Below are 16,846 nucleotides of genomic sequence, written 5' to 3'. Positions count from 1 at the left end.
TGTGATCCTCCTTCAGGGGCGCGCCGGAACCGGCAGAGAATGTCAAAAATCGGAACGTTTCGTTCGTGATTTTGTGATCTGGAACGACAGTAGGCCACGTCACACACTTCGTCAATGAATGTTCCTAAAACTGGAACGAGATGTATGATTTTTCGATACACGATGCGAATGCGTCGCCGTTTCGGCCAAGGAGGAACCGTGGGTGAGATTCACCGGATCGACGAGTCGAACGGACACCCGACTACGGAGCTACCCGGAGACACACCGACGCTCCGCCTGTTCGCACTGCTCGAGATGATCGCCTCCAAGGACCAGCTGTTCACGTTGCAGGGGCTCGTCGAGGAGACGGGCATGGCCAAGCCGACCCTGCACCGCATGCTCCAGCAACTCGAGGGCGCCGGACTCCTCACCCGGCAGAACAACGGCAGGCATTACGGCACCGGCGTGCGCCTGCGACGCTTCGCCGAAAATCTGCTGCTCAACGACACCCACCACGGCGCACGACACGCCATCCTCCGGAACCTCGTCGCGGAACTCGGCGAGAGCTGCAACGTGACCACCCTGTCGGGTAGCGAAGTGGTGTATCTCGACCGCGTGGAAACCTCCGAGCCCCTTCGCTTTACACTACATGCGGGATCGCGGGTGCCCGCACACTGCTCGGCCAGCGGCAAGATGATCCTGTCGCAGCTCAGCCCTGCCCAGCGACGGCGACTTCTCGCGCGAATGCCGCTCGAGAGGTACACCACCAAGACGGTCACCGACGTCGAGCTGATCGAGACCGAACTCAAGCAGGTCCGCCGTGACGGTTACGCCATCGACGACGAAGAGTTCCTTCCCGGCCTCGTGTGCGCTGCGGTACTCGTCCCCTGTGCCACAGGCAATTCCAACCTCTGCATCGCAGTCCAGGCCCCGGTCATGCGACTCACCCCCGACAAGGCGCTCAAGCTTCTGCCCGCGTTGCGGCGGGCGGCCGACGCCATCGGTGAGATCGAGAACGAGGTCACGGACGACGGTTCGCCAGACCTGAACTGAAGGAGGGCGCATGCCCGAAATGACCACTGCGGCACCCAGCCACGTGCTGTCCGCACGCGAGCTGTTCGGAATCGACACCGACCTGACGGTGCGCGCCTTCCGCGAACCCGTCGACCACGTCCCCGACATCGACCCCGCGTACCGGTTCGATCACGCGGTGACGACGGCCCTGCTCGCCGGGTTCGGCCGCAACCGCCGGGTGATGGTGCAGGGTCTGCACGGCACCGGCAAGTCCACGCACATCGAGCAGGTCGCGGCGCGGCTCAACTGGCCGTGTGTGCGGGTCAACCTCGACGGGCATCTCAGCCGGCTGGACCTGATAGGCCGGGACGCGGTGGTCCTGCGAGACGGTAAGCAGGTCACCGAATTCCAGGAGGGCATCCTGCCCTGGGCACTGCAGCGACCCGTTGCCCTCATCCTCGACGAATACGACGCCGGCCGCCCCGATGTCATGTTCGTCATCCAGCGTCTCCTCGAACGCGACGGGAAACTCACCCTGCTCGACCAGAACAGGGTCCTGACTCCGCATCCGGCCTTCCGGTTGTTCGCCACGGCCAACACCGTCGGCCTGGGCAATCTCAACGGGTTGTATCACGGCGTGCAGCGGCTCAATCACGCGCAGATCGATCGCTGGAACATCGTCGCGACGCTCGATCACCTCCCCGCGGAACAGGAAATCGAGATCGTGTCCGCGCGGGTGCCGTCACTGAGCCGGGACCTGATCGGGTCGATGGTGGCCGTGGCCAACCTGACCCGGAGCGGTTTTCGAGTCGGCGACCTGTCGACGCTGATGTCGCCGCGCACGGTGATCACCTGGGCCGAGAACATCGAGATCTTCCACGACCCGGCACTGGCATTCCGGTTGTCGTTCGTCAACAAGTGCGACGAGGCCGAGCGGCCCGTCGTCGCCGAGTACTTCCAGCGATGCTTCGATTCGGAACTGGAGCGGTCGGCGATGCTCGCGACGAGCACGGCCTGAGCGGGCAGTCATGACAGAACTGCCCGAGCGCCCCGCGTCGGTCCGCCGTCAGCAGGAGGTGCACGAACTCTGTGCCGGCACGATCCGTGCCCTCGCGGGGCAGAGTGAGTTGCACTTTCGCGGACCGGAACTCCACCGCGGACATCGGCGCGTGCCGATGCCCGCCCCGCATCTGCACCCGTCCTTCGACGGCGCCGACTTCGCGTCCTTCCGCGGCGCGGCGGACGGCATGGCGTCGCGTCTCCTCCACACCGACCCCGTCCTGCATCGCAGCCTGTGCCCGGACGGCACCGCGGATCGCCTGATCTTCGAGATCCTGGAACAGTTCCGCGTCGAATCGCTGGCCGCCGACGCGTGGGGTGGCGTGCGCGCCAACCTCTCCCACCGCTTCACGCAGTGGTCACAGGACTACGCGGCGTCCGGGCTGACCGAGACCGTGCACGGGATGCTGCTGTTCACGGTGACGCAGATGTGCCGGGCCCGGATCACCGCCGAGCCGATACCCGAGGCCACCGAGGACCTGATCGAATCGACCCGATTCGCTCTCGCCTCCGTTCTCGGCGGCCACCTCCCGTGGCTGCGTCGAACCCGTCTCTCGCAAAACGACTTCGGGGTCCACGCACAGGCAGTCGCCGAGCTGATCGGCCGTCACCTGGAGTCACCGGTCGACACGGACGTCTCGGCCGACGACCGGAGCGCCGGCCGGGCGGCGTTCTCCCTCCTGTTCGACTTCGAACCCGACGACGACGAGGCCTTCCGGACCGCGGAGTCGGGGCGCAGTCGCGCGCTGGGGGAGGACGGAGACGGGTACCGCGTGTTCACCCGCGCCTACGACGAGACACGACAGATCGCGTCCCTCGTCCGGCCCGAACTGCTGCAGGAGTACCGCCGGCGGCTCGACCTCGGCATCGACCTGCAGCACCTCAACGTCCGGAAGCTCGGACGGCAACTGAAGGCCCTGCTCTCGAAACCGGTCACCGACGGATGGGAAGGCGGCCGGGAAGAGGGATACCTCGACGGTCGCCGGCTCGCCCAGCTCGTCACCTCGCCCACCGATCGCAGACTCTTCCGGGCCGAACGCACCGAGCCGCAGACCGACACGACCGTGACCTTCCTCATCGACTGCTCCGGTTCGATGAAGGAGTTCGGCGAACCGGTTGCGATCCTGGTCGACGTGTTCGCCCGGGCACTCGAACTGGCCGACGCCCGCTGCGAGATTCTGGGTTTCACGACCGCCGCATGGAACGGGGGTCGGGCCCGCCGAGACTGGCTCCGGTCCGGCCGTCCGCGCAACCCGGGACGCCTCAACGAGGTCCGGCAGCTGGTGTTCAAGGACGCCGAGACTTCCTGGCGCCGAGCCCGTCCCGCGATCGCGGGACTGCTGAAGAACGACCTGTTCAAAGAGGGCGTCGACGGTGAGGCCGTCGACTGGGCGTGCTCCCGGATGCGCGGCACCCAGGGCCGGAGGCTCCTGTTCGTGATCTCGGACGGAAGCCCCCTGGACGGCGCCACCGCGCTGGCCAACGACGAGTTCTACCTGGACCACCACCTGGAGGACGTGGTCGAGCGACACGAGGACGAGCGGGCCGTCGAGGTGTACGGACTGGGAGTCGGGCTGGATCTGAGCCCGTACTACGACCGCTGCCGGACGCTCGATCTGTCGTGCGGTACCAACAGCGACGTCATTGCCGACGTGCTGTCGATGATCGCCCACTGACAGCATCACCTGCCAGTGGCTCAACAGTGAGGAGTCACATCCATGACCGAACACGGGGTTTCCCTGGTCACCTTGGACATTGCCGGAACGAGCGTCGACGAAGGCGGCGCCGTGTACATCGCGTTACGCGACACCGTCGAGAAGCACCTCGGCGAACCGATTCCGGACGATCGGTTCGACCGGTGGAAGGGCACGGGCAAGCGGCAGGCCATCGAGGGACTGCTGCGGGAGAGCGGCGTGCCGGTCGAGAAGAATGTTTTGGACGCCGTCGAATCCGATTTCACCGCAATGCTTCTGGCTGCGTACCGCAAGACGCCGCCCACCGCACTGCCCGGGGTTCACGACGCCTTCGGTGCGTTGCGCCAGCGCGGCATCAAGATCGTTCTCCAGAGCGGCTATTCACGCCAGATCGCGGAACCGCTACTCGAGCAGGTCGGGTGGGAGATCGGACGGGACATCGACGGTGTGATCACGAGCGACCAGGTGCGGATGAGCAGGCCGTCGCCCTATCTCATCTTCCGCGCCATGGAACTCGCCGGAGTGCAGAGCGTCGACGAGGTGCTGGTGGGTGGCGACACCCCGAACGATCTCCGGGCCGGGACGAACGCCGGGGCGCGCTACGTGGTGGGTGTTCTGACCGGCGCCCACGACGCGGCGGCGCTGCGTCCGGAGCCCCACACGCACATCCTGGAGAGCGCGGCGAAGCTTCCCGAACTGCTGGGCTGAACGACGACTGTGGGCCGGTTCTGCTGCACGACCGCAGAACCGGCCCACAGTGGTTTCGGAAGAGCGGGATTACCTACGTCACCAGCCGCGTTCGGCGAGCCGGTGCGGGACCGGGATGTCGTCGACGTTGATGCCGACCATCGCCTCACCCAGCCCGCGGGAGACCTTCGCCAGCACGTCCGGGTCGTCGAAGAACGTGGTCGCCTTCACGATCGCCGCGGCCCGCTCCGCCGGATTACCGGACTTGAAGATGCCCGACCCGACGAACACACCCTCCGCACCGAGCTGCATCATCATCGCCGCATCCGCCGGGGTGGCGATGCCACCGGCGGTGAACATCGTCACCGGCAACTTCCCGGCCTTGGCCACCTCGACGACCAGGTCGTACGGTGCCTGCAGCTCCTTCGCCGCCACATACAGCTCGTCCTCGCTCAACGAGGTCAACCGGCGGATCTCCCCACCGATCGTCCGCATGTGCGTGGTCGCGTTCGACACGTCACCGGTACCGGCCTCACCCTTGGACCGGATCATCGCCGCACCCTCGGTGATCCGCCGCAGCGCCTCACCCAGATTGGTGGCACCACACACGAACGGGACGGTGAACTGCCACTTGTCGATGTGGTTGGCGTAGTCGGCCGGGGTCAACACCTCGGACTCGTCGACATAGTCGACACCGAGGGACTGCAGGATCTGAGCCTCCACGAAGTGCCCGATCCGGGCCTTGGCCATCACCGGGATCGACACCGCGGAGATGATGCCGTCGATCATGTCCGGATCACTCATCCGGGACACCCCACCCTGCGCCCGGATGTCCGCCGGCACCCGCTCGAGCGCCATGACCGCCACCGCACCGGCGTCCTCGGCGATCTTCGCCTGATCGGGGGTGACGACGTCCATGATGACCCCGCCCTTCAACATCTCGGCCATGCCACGCTTGACGCGCGCCGTACCGACGGCGGAACTGTTCACGACTGTCTCCTCTGGTGGCGATGGGTGTGCGGCTTCTGTTGTGCAGCCGCCAGCAGTTCGATGTCCGAGCCGCCGAGCGTCTCCACGGACTCGATGCGCTTCTCGGCCTCCGCGACCGACTCGTCCGCGGAACCGATCGGGGGAGCACCGGACAGTGATTCGTCGTCGTGACCGCCCTTGCCGAGCAACTTCCGTACCTGGTAGCTGATCAGGATGACGATCAACGTCAGACCGCTCATGAGGAACTGGGAGCGGGTGGACGGGAGGAACGCCATCGCGAGGATGACGGTGGCCATCAGGGCGATGGTGGCGTAGCTCAGCCACGGGAACAGCCACATCCGGAGTTGCAGTGCCTCAGGGTCTTCGCGCTCGAGTCGACGTCGGAGCACCACCTGGGAGATGGCGATCAGGAGGTACACGAAGAGCGCGACGGCGCCGTACGAGTTGACGAGGAAGCCGAAGACGACGTCGCCCCACACGTAGGTGCAGGCGACGGACACGTATCCGACGGTGGTGCCGAGCAGTATCGCACGACGCGGCACGCCGTTGCGGGACAGCGTCGTGAAGAACTTCGGGGCGTCGCCGTTGCGGGTGAGCGCGAACAGCATGCGGGACGTGGTGTACAGCGCCGAGTTCAGGCAGGAGAGGACCGCGGTGAGGACGATGAAGTTCATGATCGTCGCGACACCGGGAATTCCCAGGACCTCGAGCACCGCGGCGTACGGGCTCACACCGACACTCTCGGTATTCCACGGCTGGATCGTGACGACCACGAGAATCGAACCGACGTAGAACGTCACGATCCGCACCACGATCGACCGCATGGCATGGGCGACAGCACGCTTCGGCTCCTCCGACTCGGCAGCGGCGATCGTCACGATCTCGGCTCCCGTGTAGAAGGCGACGCAGGGGACGACCGCTGCGAGCACCGCACCCCAGCCGAGCGGGGTGAAGCCGCCGTGGTTCACGAGGTTGCCGAGCCCGGGCGTCGAATCGGGCCACAGTCCGGTGATCCAGAGGGCGCCCATCCCGAGAAACAGAACGATCGCCACCACCTTGATCGACGAGAACCAGTATTCGAACTCGCCGTAGGAGCGGGCGGACACCATGTTGGTGGCCGTCAGCAGGAGCATCAGCCCCAGGCTCAGGAGCCACAGCGGAATCATCGGCAGCCAGAGCTGCAGGATCCGGCCGCCGGCGATGGCCTCGACCGCGACCACGATGACGAAGAAGTACCAGTACATCCACCCCGTCGCGAACCCGGCGCGACGCCCCAGGGCCTGGCGAGCGTAGACGTAGAACGATCCGACCACCGGCCGGGCCACCGCCATCTCCGCCAGCATCCGCATGATCAGCAACGTGATGATGCCTGCGATGAGGAAGGAGATGATGGCGCCGGGACCGGCACCGCCGATGACGACACCGCTGCCCACGAAGAGACCGGCGCCGATCACCCCGCCCAGGGCGATGAGGTTCATGTGCCTGCGCTTCAGGCCCTTGCCGAGACCTGAACTGTCGGTGTGTCCGGAAACGGTACTGTCCACATTTTCCTCCAGAAGGCGCTGCCGTGGCCCTCACCTGACCCGACCTCGTCGGTCGTACGTCGATGCGGGCACCCACCGGTTCAGCGACCCAATCGTACGTGTGATCCACATCACTTATTTCGGTGTTCACCTCACACTACGACTGGTGCCAGATCTCGCCCAGAGCCAGTTGCCGCGCAAGCGATGGGACCAGTTCGACCGCGGAACCGACGACCGGGAAAGCCTCTGAACTGGGAGGACAGCGATCATCACCAGAAGGAGCGCGTTCGCATGGCCTGGCCGCACGGTTTCCCGGCACATCTGGATCCCCCGGCGCCGGTACGCACCCTCGAGGCCGTGCGAACACCCCTACCCTGTGACCAGTGGCAACGAACTGGTCCTCAGACGTGCCGTGAAACTGGCCCTGTGCTGCCCACCGGACCCTCCATACAGTGTTGTGCATCACATCAACAGTTCAGTTCGCGGTGGATCGTCTCCCGTATCTCCGCCGGCACTGTTCTCCGTTCCAACCGCCGACGATCCGACCCCGGATCGCGATGGCGACCTGACGATTCCGGTCAGCGCACAGTGGAGGAAAACGTGACTTCAACACCACCCCCGGTCCAATCCCAGGACTCCGGCCTCGGAAAGGGCCTGAAGAAACGGCACATGAACCTCATCGCCCTGGGCGGCGTGATCGGTGCCGGATTGTTCGTCGGCAGCGGCGTCGTCATCGAGAGCGCAGGCCCGGCGGCGATCGTGTCGTTTCTCATCGCGGGGGTCATCACACTCCTGATCATGCGGATGCTGGCGGAGATGGCGGTGGCCCGGCCGGTGGTCGGATCGTTCTACGTGTACGCCAGGGAAGCGCTCGGCAATCGCGCCGGCTTCTCGGTCGGCTGGATGTACTGGTACTTCTTCGTCATCGTCGTCGCGGTCGAAGCCATCGCCGGCGGCCGAATACTCCAGCTCTACCTCCCGTCCGCGCCCCTGTGGATTCTCAGCCTCGGCCTTCTCGTGATCCTGACCTGCACCAATCTCGTATCAGCGCGTTCGTTCGGAGAATTCGAGTACTGGTTCTCGTCGATCAAGGTGATCGCGATCGTCCTCTTCCTCGGGTTGGGCGCACTGTGGATCACCGGACTGTGGCCGGATTCGACCCCCGGCGTGGCGAACCTCGTCAGCCACGGCGGATTCGCTCCGCTCGGCTGGGGCGCGGTGCTCGCCGCGGTCGTCCCCTGCGTGGCCTTTTTCACCGGTGCCGAGATCGTGACCATCGCGGCCGCCGAGTCCGCAGAACCCAAGAAGGCGGTCGCCCGGGCGATGCGCTCCATCGTGGTCCGGATCATCACCTTCTACGTCGGTTCCATCTTCGTGGTCGTCGCGGTGGTGCCGTGGAGCACGGAAGCCGTCGGAGTCAGCCCCTACGCGGCAGCGCTCTCCGCCCTGCACATTCCCGGTGTCGCCACGATCATGAACGTCGTCATCCTCACCGCGGTGCTGTCCTGCCTGAACTCGGCGCTGTACACCTCCTCGCGGATGCTCTTCGCACTCACCCGCAACGGCGACGCCCCGCACATGTTCACCCGCCTGTCCGGCGGTGGCGTGCCGAGGCGCGCGATCCTCGCCGGAACGGTGATCGGCTACGCGTCGGTGATCGCGGCGTTCGTCTCCCCGGACCTCGTGTTCTCGTTCCTGGTCAACTCGTACGGCGCCGTGGCGCTCTTCGTCTACCTCATGATCGCGATCTCCCAGGTCGCGCTCCGCAGGAAACTGGAGGCTCGAGATCCCGAGGCCCTCAGCCTGAAGATGTGGCTGTTCCCCTGGCTCAGCTACGCGACCATCGCCCTGATGGGGGCCGTGATCGCCGCCATGGCCGTGCTCCCCACCACCCGTTCGCAGTTCTGGCTGAGTGTGGTGACTCTCGCCTTCATCCTGATCGGGTACGAGTTCCGCCGGCGCAGTCGCACCAGCGCCGAACGCCTCGACACCGTCACGCCGCCCGCGGAATCGCCTGCCGACGGTGCCGACGCGGAGCAACTCGTCGGAGTCGTCACCCACGAGCAACCCTGACGCACCCGCCGTACCGAAGGACAGGGACCGCACCAGCGGTCCCTGTCCTTCTCTGTGGGTCCGATGCGACATCGGCTTTTCCGGCACGACCCGCCGGCAATCGGGGCACACTTGCAGAAGACCTCGGCGGAGGAGGACACCGTGTTCCACCGCGGAGACGACGCCGTCACCGAAGAACACTCGCTGGACGAGTCCCTGCTCGTCGAGCCCGAATCCCGGCGCCGGCCGTGGCGGGAATTCCTCGTCTCGACCCCGGGACGACTGTCCGTGCTGGGGATCGCCCTCGTGACCGCCGCGCTCATGACCGGGGCGATCACGTCGGCGGCGATCGGTGCCCGGCAACAGCGCATCGAGACCCTGCGGACGCACACCGAACCCCTCACCTACGCGGCCGAACGGCTCTACAGTTCCCTGTCCATCGCCGACGCCGCGGCCGCCACGTCCTTCATCTCGGGCGGTGTCGAGCCGATCGCCGTCCGCAATCGGTACAACCAGGCGATCGGGGACGCGTCGAACGCGCTGGTCACCGCGTCGAACGGCGTTGCCTCGACAGACGCCGCGGCCCTCGCGCTGCTGTCCGAGGTGTCGCGGAACCTCGCCGACTACACCAGCCTGATCGCCACCGCCCGCGCCAACAATCGGTCGGGCAACCCGGTCGGCGTCGCCTATCTCAGCGACGCCTCCACGATGATGCAGGACACGATCCTGCCCGCAGCCGAGAGTCTCTACTCGGAACAGTCGAGGTCCGTCGCCGACACCCAGGTCCTCACCGGGCGGCTCCCGAGAGCCGCGTTCGCCGTCGCCGTCGCCCTGCTCGTCGCGCTCGTCGTCGCTCAGGTGTATCTGGCGCGCAAGAGCAAACGCCGCGTCAATCCCGGACTCGTCCTCGCGTCCTTCCTCGCCGCCTCCCTCCTGATCTGGCTGGCCGCCGCCACCCTGGTCTCCACCGCAGCCACGGACCGGGCCAGAACCGAAGGGGCGCAACCACTCGGCACCATCGCCCAGGCGCGGATCCTCGCCCAGCAGGCCCGGGCGGACGAGACCCTCGCGCTGCTGCAGCGCGGCTCCGACGAACAGTCCGAGATCGACTACGCCCGGCGGTCGGCCGAACTCGCCGGCATCCTCGGAGGGCTGCAGGACGGCGATCACGGTCCGGCGACGACACCGCCGATCGACGCCGCCGTGACCGCACTCGCCGACTGGCGGCGCGCACACACCATGCTGCAGGAGAAGCTCGACATGGGGGACTACCCGGGGGCGAAGGCCATCGCGATCGGCCCCGCGGACTCGGCGTCCCCCGCCACCTTCGCGGCGCTCGACGAGTCGTTGCAGGACGGCATCGACCGATTCCGCAGCGAGGAACTCCACGGGATGGCCGACGCATATCGCTCGTTGTCGCTGCTCGCGGTGGGTAGCATGGTGATCGGCGTGCTCTGCGGGTTCGCCGTCGGTGGGGGGATCTGGCCCAGACTGAACGAGTACCACTGATGACGCGGGTGAGTCGACCGAGACGGCGGACGCGGCCGCGCGCCCTCCTACTCTCCGCTGCCGTGGTCGCCGTCCTCGCGGCCGGATGCGCAACCCCGCAGCCCCTCACTCCCACTGTCCAGGGCGACTACTCGGACGTGCCGCTGACGAGTGGGTCGCAGATCCTTCTGCCGACCGGCGACGTGCCCGAGGAGCCACCCGCACCCGACTCCTGCGGCGCGCTCGCGAGTCTCCGCCCCGCCGTCACACCGGACGTCCGGGCGCCGGGAAGCTCGCTGGCCGAGATCACCGCCCGTGGCCGACTGGTCGTCGGAATCGATCAGAACACCAACCTCTTCAGTTTCCGGGATCCGACCACCGGCATGCTGATGGGATTCGACGTCGACGTCGCGGGAGAGGTCGCGCGAGACCTGTTCGGCGACCCCTCCCGGGTCGAATTCCGCCTGCTCACGTCCGGGGACCGTTTCGAGGCACTCGAGAACGAGGACGTGGATCTCGTGGTCAAGAGCACGTCGATCACGTGTGAACGGTCCGAGCGGGTCGCCTTCTCCACCGTGTACTTCCAGGCCTATCAGCGTCTGCTGGTGCCGAAGGGCTCCGGCATCTCCGGTCCGGAGGACCTGGCGGGGAAACGTGTCTGTTCCGTCGGCGACACCACCTCGCTGGACACGGTTCGCCGAGTGCAGCCCGAGGCCACGATCGTGGCGGTACCCGACTGGGACGACTGCCTCGTGGTCCTCCAGCAGCGGCAGGCCGACGCCGCGAGCACCGACGACTCCATCCTCGCCGGGCTCGCCGCCCAGGATCCGAATCTGGAGATCGTCGGCTCGCCGCTCGAGTCGGAGCCGTACGGCATCGGGGTCAACAAGAGCAACGACGATCTGGTGCGCTTCGTGAACGGCACACTGGATCGGATGCGTGCGGACGGAACCTGGACGAGGCTCTACGACAACTGGCTGACGGTTCTCGGGCCCGCCGCCGGACCCCCTGCCCCCACGTACCGGGACTGAGGTGACACCGACGTGAGCGACGAAACCAGGCGAACACCGATGGACGAGCCGGAATCCACCCGGGGTGTGCGGTTCGATCCGTTCGCGGACGACGAGGATGAGGACGTCCCCTCGTCACGCACGGTGCCGGACGCCGTCCACACCTCCGACCTGTCGATGCTCCTGACCAATCCCGTTCTGGCGGAGCACAAACGCTACTGCGACCGATGCAAGCGCCCCGTCGGACGTTCCACCGCCGCGCGGCCGGGCGACACGGAGGGGGTGTGCACCCACTGCGGCACCGTCTTCTCGTTCGCGCCGCAACTCGAGGCGGGCGAACTGGTCGCGGGTCAGTACGAGGTCCTGGGGTGCCTCGCCCACGGGGGAGTCGGCTGGATCTACCTCGCGCTCGACCACAACGTCAGCGACCGCTGGGTGGTCCTCAAGGGCCTGCTGCACTCGGGCGACCCCGTGGCCCAGGAGGTGGCACTCGCCGAGCGCCGGTTCCTCGCCGAGGTGACGCATCCGAGCATCGTCAAGATCTACAACTTCGTCGAACACCCCGGGATGGACGGCAATCCCATCGGCTACATCGTGATGGAGTACGTCCGGGGCAGAACCCTGCGCGACGTGCTCACCGAGCTGAAGGAGGACGCCGGACCCGACGACCCGAAGCCGATGCTGCCGGTGGAGCACGCCATCCGTTACCTCCTCGAGGTCACGCCCGCGCTCGGATACCTGCACTCGATCGGGTTGGTGTACAACGACCTCAAACCCGAGAACATCATGATCGGCGACGACTACGACCAGCTCAAGCTCATCGACATGGGCGCGGTCGCCAGGATCGGCGATCACGGATACATCTACGGCACACAGGGTTACCAAGCTCCCGAGATCGCCACCACCGGTCCCACCGTCGCCTCCGACATCTACACCGTCGGGCGCACGCTGGCCGTGCTGACCCTCGACATGCCGACCGCCGGGGGCTGTTACGTCGACGGCCTGCCGACACCCGAGGAGGCGCCGCTGCTGGCGGAGTACGAGTTCTACCACCGGCTGCTGCTCCGGGCCATCCACCCCGATCCGGCCCGGCGCTTCGCGTCGGCCGAGGAGATGTCGACGCAACTCGAGGGTGTTCTGCGCGAGGTGCGGGCCCAGCAGACCGGCCACCCGCATCCGGGGCTGTCCCACCGGTTCAGCCCGCAGCGCACGACGTTCGGGACCGACCTCACGATCAGCCGCACCGACGTCTACGTCGACGGGCATCGCCGGGACGAGCGGATCAGCGCGATGAGTATCGTTCGGGCGCTGCCGATTCCGTTGGTGGACCCGGACGATCCGGCGGCCCCGCTGCTCTCCGTCGTCCACAGCCGGCCGAGGGAACTCCTCGATTCACTGCACCGGGCGAAGGAGGCAGCGGACGACGGCGTGGCGTCCACGAGCATCGAGATCCCGCTCGCCGAAGTGCGCGCACACCTCGATCTCGGGCAGCCCCGTGATGCCGCCACCATTCTCGAATCCCTCGACCACCAACGCGAGGACACGTGGCGCGTCGACTGGCACACCGGACTGTGTGCGCTGGTGGGCGGCGACTTCGAGGCGGCATTCACCCGATTCGATTCCGTCCTGACCGCGCTACCGGGCGAGGAGGCTCCGAAGCTCGCCCTCGCCGCGACGGCCGAGATGTGGTGCGAATACCGCTCCGGCGAGGACATCGAGCGGTGGCGCCGGACCGCCGAAAAGTACTACTGCACAGTGTGGCGCACGGATCACGGCGCGGTCAGTGCGGCGTTCGGACTGTCGCGGCAACTCGAGCACCGCGACGACCGGGCAGCCGCGGTGGAGGCGCTCGACGAGGTGCCGCCGACATCACGGCACTATGCCGAGGCCCGGTTGACGAGTGTGCTGATGCTCGTCCACGATCGGCCCCTCGCCGAGGTGAGTGAACGGGATCTGCAGGAGGCCGCCCGGCGAGTCGAACTGCTTGCCCACGACGAGCGTCGGGCACTCCAGACCCGGGTGCTCGTCCTCGGCGTGGCCGTGGACTGGCTGCACGCCGGCGGCATCCCCGAGACGACGAGGATCCTCAGCGTGCCGTTCACCGAACGCGGTCTGCGCGCCGGGGCGGAGTCGGCGCTCCGGGCCCTCGCCCGCAAGGCACCCGAGCGCCGGCACCGGTACACGCTGGTGGATCTCGCCAATCTGATCCGCCCGACCACGTGGCTGTGACACCCGAACTCGGGTCACAGCACCCCGAATCCGTTGTGCTCGCGCCCCCACCGGGCGTTCCATGCCATCACCTGCATGCGGTCGCTCAAAGCGTCACGGCTGCGGACCGTTTCGGCCAACTGGCCCATGAGTTCGATGATGCGGCGCCGAGCGTCCTCCAGTTCCGTTGCCAGGCGCTCCTCCTCCCTCGACCTCGCGGTGCGGTTCCTGCTCGCGACCATGGTGTTCATCTCTACTCCGATCGTGACGCCGTGGCGTTGTCCACGGGGCTCATCGCACTGACAACTCTGGGGCATCTGGTACGGGTCCAGAAGATCCAGAAAGACGGTGGGACAGGGGTCCAATCTGGACCTATGACGTAGCGCACAAGTGGTTCTGACGTCGGAGACGATTCGATCGTAGGGTTCGAGTGCTCGCTGAAATCTCGACCGGAGAGGTACCCATGAGCATTGACACCGACGCACTCACGATCGCGGGCCGGGACTTCTCGTCCCGCCTCGTCATGGGCACAGGCGGCGCGGCCAACCTCTCGGTGCTGGAAGACGCACTCGTCGCCTCCGGCACCGAACTGACGACGGTGGCGATGCGCCGAGTGGACGCCGCAGGGAGGACCGGGCTGCTCGAACTGCTGAACCGACTGGGTATCGCGTTGTTGCCGAACACAGCCGGCTGCCGGGGCGCCACGGAGGCCGTGCTGACCGCGCGCCTGGCCCGCGAGGCCCTGGGTACCAACTGGGTCAAGCTCGAAGTGATCGCCGACGAGCGCACGCTCCTGCCCGACGGGATCGAACTCGTCGCGGCGGCCGAACAACTCGTGGACGACGGCTTCGTCGTGCTGCCGTACACCAACGACGACCCCGTTCTCGCGCAGCGCCTGGTCGATGCCGGGTGCGCCGCCGTGATGCCACTCGGGTCGCCGATCGGCACCGGGCTCGGCATCTCGAACCCCCGCAACATCGAGATGATCGTCGCGCGCACCGACGTCCCGGTCATTCTCGACGCCGGGATCGGCACCGCGAGCGACGCAGCACTGGCGATGGAACTCGGCTGCGACGCCGTACTGCTCGCCACGGCGGTGACGAGAGCCGCGGACCCTCCGCTGATGGCCGCGGCGATGGCCGGAGCAGTCACGGCCGGGCGCCGCGCCCGCAATGCCGGACGAATACCGAAACGGTTCTGGGCACAGGCGTCGTCACCGGTCGCGGTGTAATCGGCGCCCCGCGAACACCGACTCGGCTAGCGTGAGCCCCCATGCGGGTACACCACCTCAATTGCGGCTCGTTCTCCTCGGCGCTCATCGGGCGGTTGGTGTGCCATGTGCTGGCGTGTGAAACCGACGCGGGCATCGTGCTGGTCGACTCCGGCTTCGGGCTGGCGGACGTGGCCGATCCCACCGGACGCGTCGGCCGGTACGCGAACCTGATAGGCGCCCGGTTCCGGGAGTCGGAGACGGCGGTCCGCCGGCTCGAGAAGCTGGGCCTGAATCCTGCGGACGTGACCCACATCGTCGCGACCCATCTCGACTTCGACCACATCGGCGGCGTCGCCGACTTCCCGAACGCCACCCTGCACACCACCGCCGCGGAACGAACGGCGTCGGAGGGACGTTCGTCGTTCCGGGAGAAGGTCCGCTACCGTCCCGCCCAGCTCACCCCCGAACCCACGCTGCACACCTATTCGGGGCCGGGCGAATCCGTGCTCGGGTTCTCCGACACCTACCCGATCGCCGGTGTCGGCGACCGCATCGTGCTCGTCCCGATGCCCGGCCACACCCGCGGTCACGCGGCGGTGGCCGTCGACACCGGCGAGAAGGGCTGGCTGCTGCACGCGGGCGACGCCTTCTACCACCGCAGCACCGTCGCCGCCCCCGGACAGGTGTCGCCGGGAACCGAGGGTCGCGCCCTGCGGGTGATGGAAGAGCTGATCGCGGTGGACCGTTCGAAGATCCGCGGCAATCATCGCCGGCTCCGGGAACTGAACAATCAGGTGGCGCCGCGGGTGCGCGTCTTCTCCGCCCACGACCCGACACTGTTCGAGGATCTGGCCGGAGAGCGGGGCTAGGCCTTCGGCCCGTGCGCGGTTGACGAGTCCCTGAACTCGTCAACCACTCACGAGCGCTACTTGGCCCATTCCAGCAGGTCGTCGGCGGACCACGTGTTCACGACGCGGTCGGCCTCGACACCGCACCGCATCGCCCGCTCGCATCCGTACCCCTGCCAGGCGAGTTGCCCGGGGGCGTGCGCGTCGGTGTCGATCGAGAACAGGCACCCCACGTCGATGGCCAGATCGATGAGACGGCTCGGCGGGTCGCGGCGTTCGGGACGGCTGTTGATCTCGACGGCGGTGCCGTTGTCGCGGCAGGCGGTGAACACCTGCTCCGCGTCGAACGTCGACTCAGGCCGGGTCCCGCGCCCACCTTCGACGAGTCGGCCGGTGCAGTGCCCCAGCACGTCCACCAGCGGATTCTCCACCGCCCGGACCATCCGGCGGGTCATCGCCCCGCGCTCCGCCCGCAACTTGGAGTGCACGCTGGCGACGACGATGTCGAGTTCGTCGAGCAGGTCCGGATCCTGGTCGAGTGAACCGTCGTCGAGGATGTCGACCTCGATGCCGGTGAGGATGCGGAACGGTGCCAGTTCCTCGTTCAGTTCGGCGATCACCTCCAGCTGAGAACGCAACCGCTCCGCCGACAGCCCGTTCGCGACCGTCAGACGTGGCGAATGGTCTGTCAGAGCACAGTATTCGTGACCCAGAGCGGCCGCGCTGCGCATCATCTCGTCGATGGGGCTGCCGCCGTCCGACCAGTCCGAATGCGTGTGCAGGTCGCCTTTCAGCGCCTCCCGCAGCGCACCGCCGCCGATCGGCTCCGCGTTCTCCCGTAATTCCGCGAGATAGACGGGCACGCCGTCGAGCGCCTCCCGGATCACGGTCGCCGTCTTGGGTCCGATGCCCGGCAGGTCCTTCCAGCTGTCGGTGCGCTGCCGGACGTCCCGCTGCTCCTCGGACAGTTCGGCCACCACGTCGGCCGCGCGGCGGTACGCCTTCACACGGTGTGTCTCCGCACGCGACCGTTCGAGCCAGAACGCTGTCTCTCGCAAGGCCTGCACCGGGTCCATCGGGC

At 67.2% G+C, this 16,846-nt stretch carries 14 protein-coding genes; 10 read left to right on the top strand and 4 right to left on the bottom strand.

Annotated features, from left to right (window positions below; translation table 11 throughout):
• Positions 1-198: 198 nt before the first annotated feature.
• Genes QM806_RS19480 through QM806_RS19465 form a run of 4 tightly spaced genes read left to right on the top strand, consistent with a single transcriptional unit; the run spans position 199 to position 4,454 of the window.
• Positions 199-1,032, top strand: a complete 834-nt coding sequence (locus tag QM806_RS19480) for an IclR family transcriptional regulator (RefSeq protein WP_005265605.1) — start codon at positions 199-201, stop codon at positions 1,030-1,032.
• 10 nt (positions 1,033-1,042) lie between these two features.
• Positions 1,043-2,011, top strand: a complete 969-nt coding sequence (locus tag QM806_RS19475) for an AAA family ATPase (protein WP_039951914.1) — start codon at positions 1,043-1,045, stop codon at positions 2,009-2,011.
• A gap of 10 nt (positions 2,012-2,021) precedes the next feature.
• Positions 2,022-3,728, top strand: a complete 1,707-nt coding sequence (locus QM806_RS19470) for a cobaltochelatase CobT-related protein (protein ID WP_283292504.1) — start codon at positions 2,022-2,024, stop codon at positions 3,726-3,728.
• A gap of 42 nt (positions 3,729-3,770) precedes the next feature.
• A complete protein-coding gene (locus tag QM806_RS19465; protein WP_120660085.1) occupies positions 3,771-4,454 on the top strand; it encodes a phosphonatase-like hydrolase in 684 nt (227 codons plus the stop codon).
• Positions 4,455-4,532: 78 nt separating this feature from the next.
• On the opposite strand, the gene pdxS is transcribed toward QM806_RS19465, so the two are convergent.
• Entirely contained in the window at positions 4,533-5,423 is an 891-nt protein-coding gene (gene pdxS / locus QM806_RS19460; RefSeq protein ID WP_005249195.1) for a pyridoxal 5'-phosphate synthase lyase subunit PdxS, read from the bottom strand.
• Complete coding sequence (locus tag QM806_RS19455; protein WP_210460332.1) at positions 5,420-6,967, bottom strand: amino acid permease; 1,548 nt, start codon at positions 6,965-6,967, stop codon at positions 5,420-5,422. Before QM806_RS19455 ends, pdxS begins: the two co-directional genes overlap by 4 nt.
• A gap of 648 nt (positions 6,968-7,615) precedes the next feature.
• On the opposite strand from QM806_RS19455, the gene QM806_RS19450 reads away from it, so the two are divergent.
• The 4 genes from QM806_RS19450 (at position 7,616) to QM806_RS19435 (ending at position 13,725) form a co-directional block, all read left to right on the top strand.
• Complete coding sequence (locus QM806_RS19450) at positions 7,616-9,019, top strand: amino acid permease (protein ID WP_005262364.1); 1,404 nt, start codon at positions 7,616-7,618, stop codon at positions 9,017-9,019.
• 141 nt (positions 9,020-9,160) lie between these two features.
• Positions 9,161-10,507, top strand: a complete 1,347-nt coding sequence (locus QM806_RS19445) for a GlnX family signal transduction membrane protein (RefSeq protein WP_283292500.1) — start codon at positions 9,161-9,163, stop codon at positions 10,505-10,507.
• Positions 10,507-11,517: a glutamate ABC transporter substrate-binding protein gene (locus QM806_RS19440; RefSeq protein ID WP_043788757.1), complete on the top strand. Its 1,011-nt coding sequence runs from the start codon at positions 10,507-10,509 to the stop codon at positions 11,515-11,517. The genes QM806_RS19445 and QM806_RS19440 overlap by 1 nt, the downstream gene beginning before the upstream one ends.
• Before the next feature lie 39 nt (positions 11,518-11,556).
• Positions 11,557-13,725 carry a serine/threonine-protein kinase gene (locus QM806_RS19435; RefSeq protein ID WP_242323481.1) on the top strand — a complete coding sequence of 723 codons (2,169 nt, stop codon included), beginning with the start codon at positions 11,557-11,559 and terminating at the stop codon, positions 13,723-13,725.
• Positions 13,726-13,739: 14 nt separating this feature from the next.
• On the opposite strand, the gene QM806_RS19430 is transcribed toward QM806_RS19435, so the two are convergent.
• Positions 13,740-13,955, bottom strand: coding sequence for a hypothetical protein (locus QM806_RS19430; protein WP_005564647.1), 216 nt, complete (start codon positions 13,953-13,955; stop codon positions 13,740-13,742).
• A gap of 212 nt (positions 13,956-14,167) precedes the next feature.
• On the opposite strand from QM806_RS19430, the gene QM806_RS19425 reads away from it, so the two are divergent.
• Together QM806_RS19425 and QM806_RS19420 are read left to right on the top strand one after the other, a co-directional pair.
• Positions 14,168-14,935: a thiazole synthase gene (locus QM806_RS19425; protein WP_054247949.1), complete on the top strand. Its 768-nt coding sequence runs from the start codon at positions 14,168-14,170 to the stop codon at positions 14,933-14,935.
• Positions 14,936-14,976: 41 nt separating this feature from the next.
• Positions 14,977-15,786, top strand: a complete 810-nt coding sequence (locus tag QM806_RS19420) for an MBL fold metallo-hydrolase (RefSeq protein WP_242322410.1) — start codon at positions 14,977-14,979, stop codon at positions 15,784-15,786.
• Between the two features lie 56 nt (positions 15,787-15,842).
• Here the strand turns inward: QM806_RS19420 and QM806_RS19415 are convergent, their stop codons facing one another.
• Positions 15,843-16,841 carry a PHP domain-containing protein gene (locus QM806_RS19415; RefSeq protein WP_005262376.1) on the bottom strand — a complete coding sequence of 333 codons (999 nt, stop codon included), beginning with the start codon at positions 16,839-16,841 and terminating at the stop codon, positions 15,843-15,845.
• Positions 16,842-16,846 lie beyond the last annotated feature (5 nt).

This window comes from Rhodococcus sp. IEGM 1351 (genome assembly GCF_030056875.1).
GTDB classification, from domain to species: Bacteria; Actinomycetota; Actinomycetes; order Mycobacteriales; family Mycobacteriaceae; genus Rhodococcus_F; species Rhodococcus_F opacus.
This window is presented reverse-complemented; position numbering and strand designations above follow the sequence as displayed.